16 protein-coding genes and 1 pseudogene are annotated in these 16,541 nt (G+C 37.2%); 8 read left to right on the forward strand and 9 right to left on the reverse strand.

From position 1 onward, the window contains the following. The first annotated feature begins 123 nt into the window (after window positions 1–123). A complete protein-coding gene (locus tag Q5O24_09250; protein ID WKY46568.1) occupies window positions 124–447 on the forward strand; it encodes a DUF2325 domain-containing protein in 324 nt (107 codons plus the stop codon). Window positions 448–457: 10 nt separating this feature from the next. Beyond that, window positions 458–1,015: a DUF3793 family protein gene (locus Q5O24_09255; GenBank protein WKY46569.1), complete on the forward strand. Its 558-nt coding sequence runs from the start codon at window positions 458–460 to the stop codon at window positions 1,013–1,015. A 121-nt stretch (window positions 1,016–1,136) separates the two neighbouring features. Here Q5O24_09255 and Q5O24_09260 read toward each other — a convergent pair whose 3' ends face one another. Then, complete coding sequence (locus tag Q5O24_09260) at window positions 1,137–2,213, reverse strand: uroporphyrinogen decarboxylase family protein (protein ID WKY46570.1); 1,077 nt, start codon at window positions 2,211–2,213, stop codon at window positions 1,137–1,139. A gap of 451 nt (window positions 2,214–2,664) precedes the next feature. On the opposite strand from Q5O24_09260, the gene Q5O24_09265 reads away from it, so the two are divergent. From Q5O24_09265 to Q5O24_09275, 3 genes are all read left to right on the forward strand, one after another. Beyond that, a complete protein-coding gene (locus Q5O24_09265; protein ID WKY46571.1) occupies window positions 2,665–3,879 on the forward strand; it encodes a helix-turn-helix domain-containing protein in 1,215 nt (404 codons plus the stop codon). Between the two features lie 65 nt (window positions 3,880–3,944). Next, window positions 3,945–4,652: a TrkA C-terminal domain-containing protein gene (locus Q5O24_09270; protein ID WKY46572.1), complete on the forward strand. Its 708-nt coding sequence runs from the start codon at window positions 3,945–3,947 to the stop codon at window positions 4,650–4,652. A gap of 142 nt (window positions 4,653–4,794) precedes the next feature. Continuing rightward, window positions 4,795–6,381, forward strand: coding sequence for a carbohydrate-binding domain-containing protein (locus Q5O24_09275; protein ID WKY46573.1), 1,587 nt, complete (start codon window positions 4,795–4,797; stop codon window positions 6,379–6,381). A 90-nt stretch (window positions 6,382–6,471) separates the two neighbouring features. Here Q5O24_09275 and Q5O24_09280 read toward each other — a convergent pair whose 3' ends face one another. Next, complete coding sequence (locus Q5O24_09280; protein WKY46574.1) at window positions 6,472–7,359, reverse strand: fructose bisphosphate aldolase; 888 nt, start codon at window positions 7,357–7,359, stop codon at window positions 6,472–6,474. 320 nt (window positions 7,360–7,679) lie between these two features. Here Q5O24_09280 and Q5O24_09285 point away from each other — a divergent pair, with 320 nt between their 5' ends. The 3 genes from Q5O24_09285 to Q5O24_09295 all read left to right on the forward strand — a co-directional run bounded on the left by Q5O24_09285 (window position 7,680) and on the right by Q5O24_09295 (window position 9,171). Next, the gene (locus Q5O24_09285; GenBank protein WKY46575.1) at window positions 7,680–8,069 is read left to right on the forward strand and encodes a DUF2089 domain-containing protein; all 390 of its coding nucleotides are present in this window, start codon (window positions 7,680–7,682) and stop codon (window positions 8,067–8,069) included. 17 nt (window positions 8,070–8,086) lie between these two features. Next, window positions 8,087–8,527, forward strand: a complete 441-nt coding sequence (locus tag Q5O24_09290) for a hypothetical protein (GenBank protein WKY46576.1) — start codon at window positions 8,087–8,089, stop codon at window positions 8,525–8,527. 302 nt (window positions 8,528–8,829) lie between these two features. Further along, entirely contained in the window at window positions 8,830–9,171 is a 342-nt protein-coding gene (locus Q5O24_09295; GenBank protein ID WKY46577.1) for a phage holin family protein, read from the forward strand. Between the two features lie 238 nt (window positions 9,172–9,409). Here Q5O24_09295 and Q5O24_09300 read toward each other — a convergent pair whose 3' ends face one another. From Q5O24_09300 to Q5O24_09330, 7 genes and pseudogenes are all read right to left on the reverse strand, one after another. Beyond that, window positions 9,410–10,591, reverse strand: coding sequence for a serine hydrolase (locus Q5O24_09300; GenBank protein ID WKY46578.1), 1,182 nt, complete (start codon window positions 10,589–10,591; stop codon window positions 9,410–9,412). A 121-nt stretch (window positions 10,592–10,712) separates the two neighbouring features. Then, the gene (locus Q5O24_09305; GenBank protein WKY46579.1) at window positions 10,713–12,947 is read right to left on the reverse strand and encodes an FtsX-like permease family protein; all 2,235 of its coding nucleotides are present in this window, start codon (window positions 12,945–12,947) and stop codon (window positions 10,713–10,715) included. Next, window positions 12,947–13,645 carry an ABC transporter ATP-binding protein gene (locus tag Q5O24_09310; protein WKY46580.1) on the reverse strand — a complete coding sequence of 233 codons (699 nt, stop codon included), beginning with the start codon at window positions 13,643–13,645 and terminating at the stop codon, window positions 12,947–12,949. Before Q5O24_09310 ends, Q5O24_09305 begins: the two co-directional genes overlap by 1 nt. 186 nt (window positions 13,646–13,831) lie before the next feature. Next, entirely contained in the window at window positions 13,832–14,404 is a 573-nt protein-coding gene (locus Q5O24_09315) for a DUF4256 domain-containing protein (protein WKY46581.1), read from the reverse strand. A 102-nt stretch (window positions 14,405–14,506) separates the two neighbouring features. Beyond that, entirely contained in the window at window positions 14,507–15,235 is a 729-nt protein-coding gene (locus Q5O24_09320) for a DUF5131 family protein (GenBank protein WKY46582.1), read from the reverse strand. 89 nt (window positions 15,236–15,324) lie between these two features. Further along, window positions 15,325–15,726: pseudogene (locus tag Q5O24_09325) on the reverse strand (GNAT family N-acetyltransferase). A gap of 419 nt (window positions 15,727–16,145) precedes the next feature. Next, window positions 16,146–16,466, reverse strand: coding sequence for a hypothetical protein (locus Q5O24_09330; protein WKY46583.1), 321 nt, complete (start codon window positions 16,464–16,466; stop codon window positions 16,146–16,148). Window positions 16,467–16,541 lie beyond the last annotated feature (75 nt).

The raw sequence follows: 16,541 nt of genomic DNA on the forward strand, positions 1-16,541 counted from the left end.
CTTAAATTTGACTCTTTGTACTTGACTAAATTGTAAAGTGGTGCTAACATTTTTATGTTAGTTTCATTTAACTATGTGAATGCTTATTTTAAAAATTATATTTTTTCTGGAAGGAGCCAATCAGTGAGCATTGTTATAATTGGAGGACATGATCGAATGGTTACACAGTACAAGGATCTTTGTAATAAATATCAGTGTCGGGCAAAAGTCTTCACTCAAATGAAAGGCCCGCTAAAGAAAAAATTAGGTTCTCCCGACCTCTTTGTTTTATTTACCGGCACAGTATCACATAAAATGGTAAACTGTGCCATCTCTGAAGCAAAACGCTGTGAAGCTTCGATTGCCCGCTCGCATACCTGTAGCCTGAACGCCTTGAGAGAAATTCTTGAAATCTATTGTGTCTCATGTCCAAATAAGGATTTTTGTTCAAATTATCAGAACCATTAGGAGGGTAACTATGAAAAATCTTGAAACAGCTTTAATTCGCCACTGCGCCCCTACATTGGCAGGTTTTAAAACAGGTAGTATGATCAATATTTCTTTCAGCTGCCATAAACAACTCAAATATGCTATAAATCATATTAATTCGCAACTCTATTCGAAAGGTGTCACTTTGAAGCTACTACGCCTCACAAAAAGGCGAGCCTTAATTTATGTCTATCGCAAAAGTAAACTTATTATTGATCTCAATCAGCCAAGAATACGAGATTTCCTGGAAACACTCGGTTATAATACCAATAATCATGAATCTTGTTTATGCTTTTTGAAACAGCGTATCAGAAAAAGCCATGGATTCCCCCATGAAATCGGTCTTTTTCTAAGCTATCCTGTCGAAGATGTTGAAGGATTTATTAAAAATCGCGGTGAAAAATGTAAACTATGCGGCTATTGGAAAGTCTATAGCAACGAAGATGAAGCAAGAAACCTTTTCGAGAAATATAAAAAGTGTTCAAGAAAATATGAAGAATGTTTCAGAAATGGTATTACTCTTAAAAAACTAACAGTCGCTGCATAATCAACGATTGCATGGAAAAGACAAAATTAAAAGATTTTAATAACGCAAACAGCCAGGACACATAAATCAAAATGTGTCAAACTGGCTGTTTAGCAGATTAGTTATTCTAAGGGAGAAGCTTCTATAAACCAAATCGAGTTTTATATACATCTAAAGAATAATGATACAACTCATCACGGGCAATCGCTTCAGCTTCCTGATCGTTGTTTTCGGTCATAATCCAGCACATAACCCGTCCGGTTTCGCCATAACGATCTACATACCCCTGGACAGCGTTTCTAATTTCTCTTTCGCTCCATCCTGGTGCAAGCATGAGCGGAATAGTAAATGTCAACTGGGTCCCATACGTTTCATAAAGAAAATCAGGTTCATTTATAAACAGCTGGGGCGTCCACATATCAATACCCATTTCAATCATCATCGGAACATACTGAATATTTTTACCACACGAATGCAGTTCAATAAATTTTCCTTCACCTTTGATATAGTCAAACAGACGTTTTGTTGCTGGCATAATCTGTTCTCTAAACATTTCATTTGAGAAAAAGCCAGCGCGCTGCGTTCCCCAATCATCATGATATAATACACCATCGACTCGGCCATAATATTTAAAAATCTTTTCACAGGATTCAATCTTATAGTCTGTCATTTTCTGGAAAAAGGCTTCCAGTTGTTCCGGTTCTTCATAAAATGCCATTAGTGTTTCTTCAAATGGCATCATTTCGTGAAGCCTTTCAAATAACCCTTCCACACATTCGTAAATATGCGCCCGCTCTGGATCCTGCATTTTTTGAATTTTTAGTCCATCAGTCTCAAAATCAACCAGCGATAAGTCCGGCCAGGGCACCTCATTTTGCCAATTGGCAAAATCATTAATGACTCTAGTCCCTGGTTTGGTAATCATTCCCCCGGCAGTCTCTACCATCTGCCAGTAAACACCCCACCAGTCATAACCATCAACTTCCGGTACTGGATGTTCTTCCATCGCATCAGGCCAGACAATATCCGCTTCATAAAAATATGCTGGCATCCAATAAGGTTTTTCGCCTTTCACACATCGCACATAGTTATCTTTGACACTGATTGGACGGGTTTCAATTGGCGGTTTAGGCCGTTGGAAAATCCATGGGAAACTACCTGGTTCCTGCCACTCTTTGGAATAATCGCGTTCAGCTGCCACTTTCATAAAAGGATTCATAATCTTTCCTCCTGAATTGTATTTGTTAACGTTTTCTCTATGCTGATTATATCAGTTAATTATTTTTCGTAAAATACGCATTTCATTGAATTGTTGTTTTTCTTATGCTACAATATGTAGCGAGGTGAATATTATGAATTTTCATGTGTCCATAATTTATTACTTGATTTCAAAAAACCACAAAAATTCAATAGTCAACTTAAATGACAATCCTTTAACATTCGATAAATTGCGTTTTTTTCGCTACAAAAGAACTGATCCAGCTTGTCTATATATCATTGACTCTAACACTTATTTATCCGCAAATAAAAATCATTTTAACACTGATTCTTTTTATATTCTGATTGATTATCATCAAAATAATGCGGAGCTATTATCGCAAGATCACCACTATTTAACAATTTTTGATAACAGTAGCAGCGACGATATTTTTGAAGAAACACTCGATATCATGGAACATCTAACCATTTGGAACAATGATTTAAAAGAAATGCTGCACTCTGGAAAAGATTTAGAAACATTTTTTTCCCATCTCTCTGATCTAATCAATATGCCATATTTCCTGTTTGATGATAATAATCAAATCCGTTTAAGCAGTAAAAAAAATAATCTGCTCGAATACAAGGATACACATCTTCACAAACGGGTTTCGGAACTTCTCGAAGATCCCGAATACAGAGCAATGATTAGCCATAAAGACGTCTATCTCTTTCCGCAAAAACCATTTAAGGAACGCTTTCTTTGTTTTAATATTTTTGACAAATCAAATCTTACCTTGCGACTTCTACTGCAGATAACAGATTCACCTGATGCCCCATCACCCGGTTTAGTCCAACTTTTTAGAATCTTTTCGCAATCTTTAGAAAAAGCTTTTAATGTGCCTTCTGGCATCTCTGTCAGACGCCATCAGGATGATCAATTACACCTGCTAATCAATAAACTGTTATATGAAACTGGTTCATATAACAGTGAAACCGTTTGTCAAATCTTAAATCCTTTTTACTGGAAACCCGATCATCTATATCAACTGGTATGCCTGCAATTTTTTGAAGGCTCAACATGGGATACCTCGATTTCTTACGTCTGCAATCAGCTTGAAGCATCCTTTCCCCACTCCTGTGCAGTGCGATTTGACAATGATATCCTCTTGATCAATAATCTGACCCTAACAGAACCAAATGCCAATAAAAACTTCCTATCGCATTTAAGTCCCTTGATACGGGATTATACCTGCAAGGCAGGGATAAGTGATTCATTTAATTCTTTACTACACTTAAAGAGCTATCATAAGCAAGCCCTTAAGGCACTCCATATTGGCCATAAACTTCATCCTGACTTTTGGTGTTATCAATTCTCAGATTTTAAATTATCATATTTACGCCATAAACTGACGGAAGATTTCTCGGCTGAGATGTTAATGCCTCCAGGTTTTCAAACGCTTTTAATTTCCGATTTTAAAAATCATTCAGAATATGTAAAAACTCTGTCTGCGTATCTTGAAAAAGGCAATAATATTTCTGCCGCGGCAGAATCTCTTTTTATTCACCGAACAACTTTTATCAGACGTCTGGAACGAATTGAAAAGCTATCTGGATTAAATCTGGCAGATCCCAGAACAATTTTTTGGATCGGTTTATCCTTATTTATTCTTGAAGAAAAAACTTGAAATAACAAAGCTTCTTGATTTTAGAGGTGGTTTCAGCCATAATGGAAAAAACTGGAGGTACTATTATGAGTTTTAATTTTTCGCTGATCAGTTTTTTTCTTCTGATTATTGCCTACCTGGTCATTGTAGAGATTTTCACTGTTTTATTTCGTCTTACCGGCCTTCGCGAAGACAAAGCCCGCTTTCAGGCCATCTCCTGTATGACTAACAGCGGTTATACAACAAAAGAAAGCGAACTCGTTATGAACTCCACAATCCGTAAAAATCTGGCGACCATCATGATGCTCTTTGGTTATATCTTTGCCGTTTCGGGAGTGTCTCTATTGGTTAACCTTTTTATTCGGGCTGGTGAAACCCAATTTAATTGGCATTCAATTCTTTACTCGCTGTTATTTTTACTTATTATTATCGCCATCACCCGTTCCAAGTGGCTGATCCGGCATTTTGACAGATTGGTCGAATATCTGGCTCAAAGAAAAGACGACGGAATCTTTTGCAATAATATCCGAATTCTAGAAATGGTTCATGACAAACTCATAGCTGAAGTGATGATCACCCAGCTGCCAACTGAACTGGCTGGTAAGAATCTAGAAGAATCCAATTTTCGTGATACCTATATTCTTAATGTACTTTTGATAAAACGGGGAAATCAAATCATTGATCATGTCACTTCTTCAGACCAACTGAAAAAAGGTGATCGGGTCCTGATCTACGGATCTAAAAAACATATTTTAAAACTTTTTAAAGCGAATATAGAGGAAGATAGTATTTAAGTTCGGTGTTTCTTTTTATTAAACAAATCTTAAATTTTTCAGTAGTTTTTGCTATGTTCATTCAGTTTTCACATAGAAGCATTATCATTGATTCATTCAATATTTAACAAGTATTCAACAATACCAGGAAGGAATCAATGAAATGAAAAGAAAAAAACTGATTATCCCGTTACTCATCACAACAATGTTGGTAATGGCCGGATGCAGCTCGTCACAGGAGAGTACTGCACAAGAACCTGCTCAAACAGATAGTCAAACCCAGGTCACTACCACATCAATATTTACCAGCTCTTCGGTCGAAATCGATACCGAGTTTACTGACCGGGATCTTGATCCCACTTATGATGAAAACACCGCTGTTTCAGTTACTTTAAACGGTAGCTCCATCAGCGTTAGTGGAAACGGCGCAACCGCAGACGGTTCTACTTTAACCATCGGCTCTGAAGGAGTTTATATCCTGTCTGGAACACTTAACGATGGACAAATTATTATTGATGCAGCTGATACCGACAAAATTCAAATTGTTCTAAATGGAGTTGATATCAGCAGTTCATCATTTGCACCAATTTATGTCAAAAGTGCTGATAAAGTCTTTATTACCTTAAGTGAAAATACCGAAAACACCCTAACTGACGGCAGCTCCTATACGCAGATTGACGATAATAATGTAGATGGTGTAATCTTTAGTAAAGCAGATCTGACTATTAACGGAACTGGCTCACTAACCATCAACTCCAATTACAAAAATGGTATTGTCTCAAAAGATGATCTGGTGATCACAGGTGGAAATTTTCAGATTACGACTGTCAATAATGCACTGAGTGGAAAAGACGCTGTAAAAATTGCTGATGGTACATTTTCTATCAGTGCCCCGAACGGAAAAGGCATTAAGTCACAAAATGAAGACGATGATACTAAAGGCTATGTCTATATAGCTGGTGGTAACGTTGATATAAGCAGCAGCTATGAAGGAATCGAAGCAGTCGCTATTGTGATTGCTGACGGTAACATTAATATAGTATCTTCCGATGATGGTTTAAACGGTGCAACTGAGAATAGTGGCAACAGCGGGAACCCTGGCGGAGAAATGGGTGCTGACAGCAACGTCTATATTTCCATTTCTGGTGGAACACTTAATATCAATGCTTCAGGTGATGGAATTGATAGTAACGGCTCACTATATATTTCCGGTGGTACTGTTTATGTCAGTGGCCCGACTAATAGCGGCAATGGTGCCCTTGATTATAACGGCACAGCTGATATTTCCGGCGGAACTGTTGTTATTGCCGGCAGCACTGGTATGGCTCAAAGTTTTTCAGAATCGTCAACTCAGTATTCACTACTCTATAATTTTGCTTCAAGTACCACGGGAGAAATCAAACTGACTGATTCTAGCGGAAATGTGCTTGCTTCATTTACGCCTGATAAAACCTATCAGTCTGTAGTAATCAGCACCCCTGAACTTTCTGATGGTCAAACCTATACACTGTCCGCCGGCAGCCAATCTGCTGAAATCACTTTAAGCGGAATTGTAACCAGTAATGGTCAGACCGGTATGGGTGGCGGTATGGGTGGCGGTGGCAAAGGCGGAGACCGCGGTGGCGATATGCCTTCTGATGGAGGAAATATGCCTACTGACGGTGGCACTATGCCTACAGATGGCACAACTCGAGCAACCCCTAATGACGATAACAGTACTCAAGCCGAATCCTACCAGGAACAGGTATAAACCCTTTTTTAACTGAACATTAAGAGCCTGAAAAGAAGTAAACATCTTCTTTCCAGGCTCTTTTTCGTTTTACTGTTATTAGCACATTTTCTACTTTATTGATGCATTATAGATAGACTGAATTGATTTATCAAGAATAGCATTAAATTCCTCATCACTTAGACTTTTACTTAAACCTTCAGTTAAAGCTCTTGAGAAACTGGCGATCAATTTCGGGTTTTTAGCCAGCTTTTCATTTGCCAATTCCCTCGAATACCCACCAGAAAGCGCTACCACCCGTAATACATTAGGACTTGCAATAATTTCTCCGTAGAAATTATCAATTTCCGGAATCGTCAATTTAAACATCAGTTTAATGTCTTTGTCCAATTTATCTAACTGTTCAAGTATTTCTTTTTTAAGACTTGCTTCAATCTCAACTTTATCAGAAGCATTGATATCTACTTCAGGCTCTAAAATTGGAATAAATCCAGCTGCGTAAATTTTAAGACCTAACTCAAATTGCTGAGCTACAATCGCTTTTATTCCTGCTTCGTTATTTTCTTTTATAACTGAACGCATTTTAGTCCCAAAAATATGACGGTCTTTGGCCCGAACCAGTAATTCATCGAGCCCTGGAATAGGCTTCATCAATTGAACACCATTTTCCAGATCCATCAATCCTTTATCAACTTTCAGGATGGGCAGGATGCCTTTTTTATCCCAAAGATAATCGGCACTTAAAATACCATCAATTTCCATATCCATCGTTTTTTCAAAAAGAATGGCGGCAAGAATCCGTTCTTTTGTAAATGCCGGACTTTCAATTATTCTTGTACGCATTTCGTGAACTAGTTGAAACATTTCTTCATCATTATCGTAAGAATCTTTTGGAATTCCGTAACTGGCAAGTGCTTTTGGGGTTGACCCACCACTTTGATCCAATGCTGCTATAAAACCATTGTCATTCTCCATCCGTGCCAATTTTATTAAATCCATTAAAATACCTCCAAATAATTTGTTCTTATCAGTATTATACACTTTTTACATCATTTTGAAAGCCTTTAAAATAATATATTTATAACGGGACATATTTGTCCCATTGCTTTTTATTGTTATTTTTTTATTCGAGCTTCTTTTCGTCTCAATAAATGGTTTCTATCAAACAAATCCATTTAGCATATTATATATTCATATCATTAATTTATTTATCAGATGTATTAATATATTTAATATTATTATTAATTATATTAATTATATTGTTGACTTTTTGAATTGCGAGGTGTATATTGTTATCAAATAAATCAAGGAGGTCCACAATGAAATACAAAGCCCCAGGAAAATGTCCCGTCTGTGGTGAAAAACTCTCGATCACGAGACTTAACTGCCCAAAATGCTCGACAACAATTGAAGGACACTTCCACCCCTGTGAATTCTGTCGTCTTCCTGATGAAGATCTAAACTTTATAAAAATATTTATAAAATGTCGGGGAAACATAAAAGATGTGGAAAAAGAATTGGGAATTTCTTATCCCACGGTACGCGGAAAACTCGACAATGTAATAAAAGCGTTGGGCTTTGATAGTCCTTCTAAAGAAAACATCAAAGAAGACGAAGACAAAAAAACTGCCCGTAACGAAATTCTTAATCAACTTGCAGAAGGTGAAATTTCTGCAGCCGAAGCCACCAAACGTATTAATAGTTTATAATTATGGAGGAAAAACAAATGAACGAAGAACAGTTAAAAATTCTTGAAATGATCGAAAAAGGGCAAATTACTGCTGCCGAAGGAATGGAGTTGCTTGAAGCGCTTAAAACACCAGAGCTTCCGATTCAAGTCACAGATGTCGTATCTTCTCCCAATCATACCTACCGCTTTTTTCGCGTAAGAGTCACCTCTGATAATAACACCGTCAATGTCAATGTCAATATCCCCATTAGTCTCCTGACTACCATCGGTGAAATCGCTGATAATATGACGGGTGTTATTCCACCCGATGCCAGAAGAGAAATGGCCGAGAAAGGCGTTGATCTGTCAAATATTGATTTTAAGAAAGTCATCGACGATTTAGTCAGTGGCATGCTTGATGACCCCAATATTATCGATGTGGAGGCCTGGGATGAAGCCAGTCAATCGATGATTAAGGTGAAAGTGTATGTGGATTAGGGGATTTCGCTCTCTGTGGATTCGCCTGAAAATTGAAGATCGACGCTTTATCGGGTTTCCCTTCCCGGTCTCAATAAACGTTTTAGAGGAATTGCTGTTCAGCTTTATAGATATTCTCAATATCCTCAGCTTATTCACTAAAAAACATCAATCTGAGCCCTATTCTATCCATTCGATTAAAAAGCTGGTCAATGATAGTCTAAAGCTTCTAAACACACTTAATTTCGGTGAATCCTTTGACCTTTTGGATGTTTCCACTGATAAAGTCAAAATGTCTATCAAAATTAGATAAAGGAGGGAAAATGAAAAGACTATTTACACAATTTTTTATTATTTTATTGGCCCTCTTTATTATGTCTTTATTGATTGATTCAATTAAGATTGAAACAGGACTGGGTCTTCTGGTCATGAGTCTGACAATTTTACTGGTTAGTCTGATTTTAAAACCCATTTTACTGATTATTTCCCTGCCGCTTAATCTATTGACCGTAGGCTTATTCAGCCTGGTCGTCAATGCCCTACTGATTTCCATTGCCGATTCTTTAGTGCCTGGGGTCGATATGGGTAGCTTTATAAACGCGCTGCCGACAGGCTTTATGATAGCGATTCTAAACCATCTAGTGCTTAAAAGAAGTTATTCATAGTTTGTTTATTTAAAAAAGTATTACCAGGCGAGAATTAAAATCCCCTCAAAAGTTAGACATTTAATCTAACATTTGGGGGAAGCAGGGCAAAATTATAACTTTTAAATCATCCTGTAAAGTATCCATATAGGATTTTTATTCACTACTCTTAAGGATAAAACCATCCGGTAATTCATATTACCACCCGAAAGATCAATCTAGTATGCCAAAAAAATATCACTAAAGACTTCAACCATACTTATATTCCATCAATCAGTTCCTTAATAATTGTCGGCCACCAGCCAGATATCCCCCATTGTTTCCCCAATCTCACAACAATAGTCTTTTTTCGGGGGCTGATATAGATAAACTGACCTAAAATCCCCATTGCAAAATAGTCATCAGTTTCTTCATCAGCTCTGTAGCCCCACCACAAATATTTATAATAACCTTTTCCAGTATCAAACCAGCGTCCCCACGGCTTATCTTGATAATATTTGTAATAGGATTTGGCCTTAATACTATCACTCACAACTGATTCTTTTATCCAACGATCGGAAAGGATCGATTTATCATTCCAGAGACCATCATTTAAATACAATCGTCCGAACTTTGCCAGGTCAATAGCTGTCGCACAGAGCCCACTTTCCATTTTTTCAAAATTACATTTTTGAGAATCTACAACCATAAGTGCGGGATACTCCATTCCCAACTCGGTCCATATTTTCTCCTGCAATAAAACACCAGCCTTTTTATTACTGACCCGCTCCAGGATCATGGTTAGAAACTGCAGATAATAATCATTATAGTGAAAATATTCACCCACCGGATCGCTTGTCTTTAAATTGAGTACCCGCTTTTTGATATCAGTCGAAAAATACTGTTTAACATCATCAGTCCAAGGCTCAACCCCTTCCTTAAAGGTGATTCCAGACTGCATTAACAAAAGGTTTCTGATTGTCAGGCTCCCAGTTTTTTCATCTTTAATTTCCGGTAAATATTTTTTTATCGGATCATCAACACTTTTAATCAGCCCTTGATCAATGGCTATTCCAATCAATGCTGAGGTGAATGACTTTGTGATTGAAAAAACTCTGCTCAAGGATTCCCTGCTATGACCATTAAAATATTCTTCAAAGATTAATTTATCGTCTTTGATCACAATAAAAGCTGTAGTATCAGAAGACTCCATGAATGGAATAAATTCTGACTCAATGAGGCTTCCCTTATTATGATAGCGAATGCTTTTAAATAACTCCGGTTTTTTATCTTCAACAAAGCGATAAGCATCAGCAGCCGGTAAAATCTCTTTTGTCGGGAAATGAGTAAAATCATAAACATTTTGACGAAAATTGTTTTTAAAGGCATACTGAAAATATCTTTTTAAGTAATAGTTCTCAGAAAAAAGTTCCTTTTCATCTATTTGTATTGGTAAATCCAATTAATCACCACCTAATTTTTTATACTATTAAAACAAAATATTTTGCTAAAATACTTTGCTAACATAATTTTTACATTATCTGCTTAAGCAGCAGGACCTAAACCTTACCTGATTGAGCATTTTACTCACTTTTGCTTTTGAGGCTATCAGCCATTGAGGCGTGTTCAATTTTTCTCCTGTTAAGAAATCGTGCAACGGCATAAATAACCATAACCAATACAAACCCATAGACGACATAAGCCCAGTCAATGATGACGGGGATATCCATGGTCATATCGGCTGTCATAGTCATAAATAGCTGATCTAAAGCAGCAAATATTATCGGCACAGCTATCAGATAGCTAATCACAACAAAAAATGTCAATCCGCTTAAGGTTATTTTATAAATTTCTTTTTTGCGATATCCTAAGATTTTAAGAAGAGAAATACTCTCGGCATTTTCCATAATAATCATAGAAATAACAACATATAATACGACCAGACCAACCATGAAAGACAAGGCGCCAATCGATAATGAAATAGTCTGTAAGGGTGCCATCATCAGCTGATAGCCTTCCAGCATCTCTGCCCGTGATGATTGGGAAAGTAGTTTGTTTTCATCAATATCAAGTACTCTGTCCGAGTATAGGCCCAAATAGCTACCTGATTCATAATCACAAATCTCATTTAACTTTTCAAGAGGCAAAAAGACATAAGTACCCAGGCTGTAATCAGCGATTTCATCAATAGTAAGGTTAGTTTCCTTTTCAGTGGCAGAGTTTTTTATCACCAGGTCATCTCCCACTGCCAGACCAGTTCGATTAGCCAGCACAGAAGAAACAATAACTTGATTGAAATCAAGTATATTTCCTGACTTATCACTCAGATGAACCATAGTAGAATCCGGAGTGATCCCGTAAGCAAGTATGCTCATTTCATCTCCGTTCGATTTTTTTGCAGTAAATGAGCCTAACGTAAAGCTTTCAGTCCCCTCAATAGATTCGGTCTGAAAATCCTTGAAGGTATACATATACTCATAGGAAAAGCCATTTTCGATACCATTGACGACCAAATAATCCATCGAGCTTTTCATCATAAAACCCATCAGAACCAGAGAAGCTGCTACAATAACACCAAGCATCAAAAACAGAATACGACTGTAATTTTTGAGTATTTCCCGAATTTTAAAAACTGTTTTAAACTTGAAGTGCTTCAACTTGATTCTTTTTTCGACCCAGTTAACCCGCACTTTTTTATTGCCGTTTTTCAGCAGCTCAAGTGGTGATAAACTCAGCGCTTTCAAGGTTACTAAAAGTGTTGCCGGGATCAGAAAGAAAAAGGGCATGATCAGACTTAAAATTAGATAAAACGGATAATACCTTATCGTAATAACCGGAATATTATACATACTGGCGGTCAGATTTAGAAATGGGTTAACCATGAATATACCAGCGATGGTTCCAATAATACTGCCGAATAGTCCAATCAGCAGGGCATACCGCAAATAATGAAAAATGATTTCACTTTTCTTGTAGCCCAGGGCGAATAAAGCCCCAATCTGGACATATTCCTGTTTTAAAAGCCGACCCAGAATCACAGCTATCATTACTCCGGAAACAATCATAATTGCCAGCGGAATGACTCGCCCGATCGGCTCAACTGCTTTAAGATCATTTTCCGGAAAAGTTATTCGCAGATTATCATCACGATCCACCCACTTCAAAACAACCATTTCACTACTAATGCTTTTTTTAAGGTCTGTAGCGTCAGTTTGGTCTGAGTATTCCACGCTGTAAAACAAAGTTGAATCTGTTGTATCACTAAGGACATGCTTGTTAACAAGGCCAACCCCAAAAGTATTGGCATTCTTAATCATTTCGCCTTCATTTTTAAGGGCATAAATATAATCTGGTTCTGTAAAAAAGCCGACCACATGATAATCTATGTCAGCAAAAGTAACATGATCATCAACCTGAATATCGTGGGCAGCGGCAAAGCCTGGGTCGATCAGGATTTCATCATCTGCTGACAGTTTTTTTCCTTCCATTACATAGTATTGGTCAATTTCTTCCGCCGCAGATAAAAGACGGATCTTGGCCGTATCGCTATACTCCAAATCCTGATAGTAGCGCTCTTCCAGTTTAACATGGTATTCATCTTCAAATTTCGTAGGTTCGGATAATTTTCCTAAAGGAATAAAAAAGGCATCTTGTTGATGATATTCTTCTTTAAATTGTTCCAGATTATCCAGAATATTTACCCCAAAGATGCCAAACATCGTGAAAATCATACAACTGAGAGCCACTAACAACGATGCACCAAAATATTGGGATTTGTGTTTAAAGATCGTTCTAAATATTTTTCGATTGATCTTCATTACCACTCCACCTCATTAGCATGGATCGGATTCTTCTGAATAATATCTTCAACAATTTCACCGCTTCTAAGTTTAATAACCTTATCCGCCATCCCTGCAATCGCTGCGTTATGGGTAATAATCAATGTTGTCATCTGATATTTTCTGGTAATTTTTTCAATTAAATCAAGTATCTCTTTTGACGATTCATAATCCAGCGCTCCAGTAGGTTCATCACAAAACAAAAGCTTAGGATTTTTCACCAGTGCTCTGGCTACAGAAACCCGTTGCTGCTGGCCTCCGCTTAACTCCTGGGGATAACGGTCCCTTAATTCAAACAGGCCGATATCCTTAATCAACGCGTCAATATCAAGTGGATTCTGACTGATATCTTCTGCCACACAAATATTTTCATAAACTGTCAGATTAGGAATCAGATTGTAAAATTGAAAGACAAAACCGATCTTTTCCCGACGGTATTCCTGCAGCTTTTTACTATTAAATTCAGTAATCTTTTGTCCATCAATATCTGCCGTTCCGCTGTTTGCAAAATCAATACCACCCAAAATATTTAAAAGCGTCGACTTGCCCGACCCGGATGGCCCAAGAATGACTGCAATCTGGCCTTTTTCCATCGAAAAAGTCACGTCTTTTAAAGCATGGAATTCCAATGCAGCACTTTTGTATATTTTATTTAGGTTCTTTACTTCAATTAGCATTGAGTCCTCCTTAGTCAATATTAACGTTCTTACAGTTATTATTTAAATTGATAAATCACAAAGACTTCCATTTATCCTATAGAAGCCTGGTGGAGATACAACAAAATATATCTTACGATTATCCCTACTTACATTATTTCTGACCTCGAATCATTTCGCTTTTGATCACCCAAGGAAATCTCCAACTTAATTTAATTCTATTTTCAGACAACCGCGAAATCCTCTTGCCGAATAATAAGAATCAGCCCCATTATGATACATAAATACCGTATCATAACGACGATCACAAAAGATCGCGCCGTCAAGTTTTCGGATTTTATCTGGTGTTTTAACCCAGGAAGATGTTTTAGTATCAAACTCACCAAATTTTTGAAGGTCTCGATACTGAGCTTCAGTCAGCAGCTCAATGCCAATTTCTTCTGCCACATCCAGAACGCTGCTTAAAGGTTTATTTTTCTTCCGTTTGTCGAGAGCTTCCCGATCGTAACAGAGGTTTCTGCGTCCTTCCGGACTTTGAGTACAACAATCAACAAAGTAATATTGCTCTTCAACTTCTGTAAATTTTACCAGATCAGGTTCTCCTCCGCTTTCTTCCATTTTAAAAAGAATCTGCAGTTTTGCCGCATCCATGCTAATTATTGCTAAAATCTCTGACCATTTAGCTTTAGGATGGCGGTTCATGTTATTGTTAAAACGCTTTTCTAAAACTTCCAACAATTCATTTTGTTGATCCATTGTCAGCTTATTGATTTTTACCATCTCATCCTCCGTTTTTAAAAATAGAATATATCTTCAAACATCCTATATCATCGTATTACTACCCTAATCATCTTGTGAAGATTTCAATTATTTCGGGAATGCTTAATCTCCATTCTTTTCTACTTGATAATCAATCCCTGCTTTTCTCGCTTGGGCACAAAGCTGCCTCACATTTAGTTTAAACTGTTTACCATCTTTAATAAAATGTGTCCCGCATTGACGGAATTCAAAATTTGTATTAGTTTGAATACATTGTTGCCTGAGCGACAAAACCCAATTGAAATTGAGTGGTCGGGCGTTGAAATCCGATTCACCGCCGACCACAACTAATTCCACATCATCCAAATATTTTGCAATATCAATTTCTTCGATTAAGGGTTGACAGATTACGTTTTTATGAATAATTGGCAAATGTTTAAAAATGGATAAACGTTCATCAGCTCGACTCTGGTTTTCGATTGTGCATCCAACTGTCACATTTTCATATCCACTGCCCCAGTCATCAGGTATGCACGCTTCAAACCGCTCAATCCGCTTGGTCAGAAAAATAAACTGCAGATCTGATCTTTCTTTAATCATCTGCCAGCATTCGTTTCGCCACATATCTGCATCCGCCAAAAGAAAATCCGAAGAAAAACACAGATAGACCACTTGACCTGATTTTAATTTATATTCCCCTTTTTTATTCTTTTCAATCGGAGTCATAAATTTATCAGTTTTAAGAATTTTATTAGTATCAATTCCCCGTCTTTGATCGCCTTTATGAATATAACAAAATTGACAGCCTTCACTATACTTATGACACCCCCGCCAGGGATTCCACATTGCCATGTCTAGCTCCCTATTTTTTCTTCTGCAAAATCTATTAACTTTTCTTCTGACAGCCGATAAACCGTCCAATCATCCATTGGTCTGGCTCACAAAGACAGATAGACATCAATACTTGGTTGATTCCAGTCAAGACACACCCATTCCATTCGTCCGCAACCCCGTTCCACAGCAATCTGTGCCGCTTTTTTAAGCAATGCTTTACCATAGCCCTTGCCTCTAAACTCCGGTTTAACAAACAAATCTTCGAGATAGATTCCGCCTTTTCCCTGAAATGTTGAAAAATTATGGAAGAACATCACAAAACCAACTTCCTGCTCCTCAACAACAGCAAAAATTACTTCGGCAATATTCTTTTTAAATACCCACTCTTTAATAAGTTCTTCAGTTGCTACGACCTGATTCAGCAGATTTTCATAATCTGCCAGGGCTCTAACAAATTCTAAAATTAATGGTGTGTCTTTTTCTTCTGCATATCTAAACGTTAATGCCATTTTTTCCTCACATTTTTGTATTTTTCTAATCTACATCAGCAGGACAATACTTATGTGCAATTGTCTGCTAACATTTAATAACGAAACTATTAATTGATAATATCATTCTCAGATGTTTTCGTCAATTTACTGCCTTTTCTAGGAATGTGATATCATTAAAAATTTAATGTGGTTTCTGCCAGCTAGACATTTTGAAATACCATTCAGTTGCAAATATTTTAACTTATCTAACAAAATTACTTTATTTGAATCCATTACATGCTAATCTTTATTCAAATTTAATTATCCTTCATATTTTTGCATAAAAATAAGTGTAAATGTTTCTGCACTAATGGTGTGCTTAACACTTACACTTTTATGATACTAAAAAAGAGCAAATCCAGTTATCAACCTGGCTTCACTCTTTAATTCAAAATTTCTTATCTATGACGTCCTCGATGCATAGATCCACTGCCATCCTGAGCCTGAGTTCCATCACAATTATCGCAAAGTCCATCACCATCAGCATCAATAAAGCTACCCGAACCATCACAAATGCCATCCGCATTGTAATCACAAGTTCCGTTCTGGTAACCACCGCCTGTACCATCACAAATGCCATCGCCAGTTTGGTCGCAATATTCACTTTGGTATCTCGTTCCATCACCACTGCCATAACCATGATTCGATGAAGCCATAGCTGTTCCGCCTGTTACCAATAACAGTGCCAGAGTTCCGGCTAAAATCAGATTTCTTTTCATAAAAAGTAACTCCTTCTCTCTTTGATGGCTTCATTTTAAACCTGATTTGTGTCATTTATGTGACAAATTTAACAG

Source organism: Eubacteriaceae bacterium ES3 (assembly GCA_030586155.1).
GTDB lineage: Bacteria > Bacillota > Clostridia > Eubacteriales > Eubacteriaceae > Acetobacterium.

Coding starts and splice junctions, on each gene's coding strand:
- Q5O24_09315 (WKY46581.1), bottom strand. CDS start 14,404: ATGGTAAAAATCAATAAGCTGACAATGGATCAACAAAATGAATTGTTG.
- Q5O24_09305 (WKY46579.1), bottom strand. CDS start 12,947: ATGAAGATCAATCGAAAAATATTTAGAACGATCTTTAAACACAAATCC.
- Q5O24_09320 (WKY46582.1), bottom strand. CDS start 15,235: ATGGCAATGTGGAATCCCTGGCGGGGGTGTCATAAGTATAGTGAAGGC.
- Q5O24_09260 (WKY46570.1), bottom strand. CDS start 2,213: ATGAATCCTTTTATGAAAGTGGCAGCTGAACGCGATTATTCCAAAGAG.
- Q5O24_09295 (WKY46577.1), top strand. CDS start 8,830: ATGAAAAGACTATTTACACAATTTTTTATTATTTTATTGGCCCTCTTT.
- Q5O24_09270 (WKY46572.1), top strand. CDS start 3,945: ATGAGTTTTAATTTTTCGCTGATCAGTTTTTTTCTTCTGATTATTGCC.
- Q5O24_09290 (WKY46576.1), top strand. CDS start 8,087: ATGAACGAAGAACAGTTAAAAATTCTTGAAATGATCGAAAAAGGGCAA.
- Q5O24_09330 (WKY46583.1), bottom strand. CDS start 16,466: ATGAAAAGAAATCTGATTTTAGCCGGAACTCTGGCACTGTTATTGGTA.
- Q5O24_09275 (WKY46573.1), top strand. CDS start 4,795: ATGAAAAGAAAAAAACTGATTATCCCGTTACTCATCACAACAATGTTG.
- Q5O24_09255 (WKY46569.1), top strand. CDS start 458: ATGAAAAATCTTGAAACAGCTTTAATTCGCCACTGCGCCCCTACATTG.
- Q5O24_09280 (WKY46574.1), bottom strand. CDS start 7,359: ATGGATTTAATAAAATTGGCACGGATGGAGAATGACAATGGTTTTATA.
- Q5O24_09285 (WKY46575.1), top strand. CDS start 7,680: ATGAAATACAAAGCCCCAGGAAAATGTCCCGTCTGTGGTGAAAAACTC.
- Q5O24_09310 (WKY46580.1), bottom strand. CDS start 13,645: ATGCTAATTGAAGTAAAGAACCTAAATAAAATATACAAAAGTGCTGCA.
- Q5O24_09265 (WKY46571.1), top strand. CDS start 2,665: ATGGAACATCTAACCATTTGGAACAATGATTTAAAAGAAATGCTGCAC.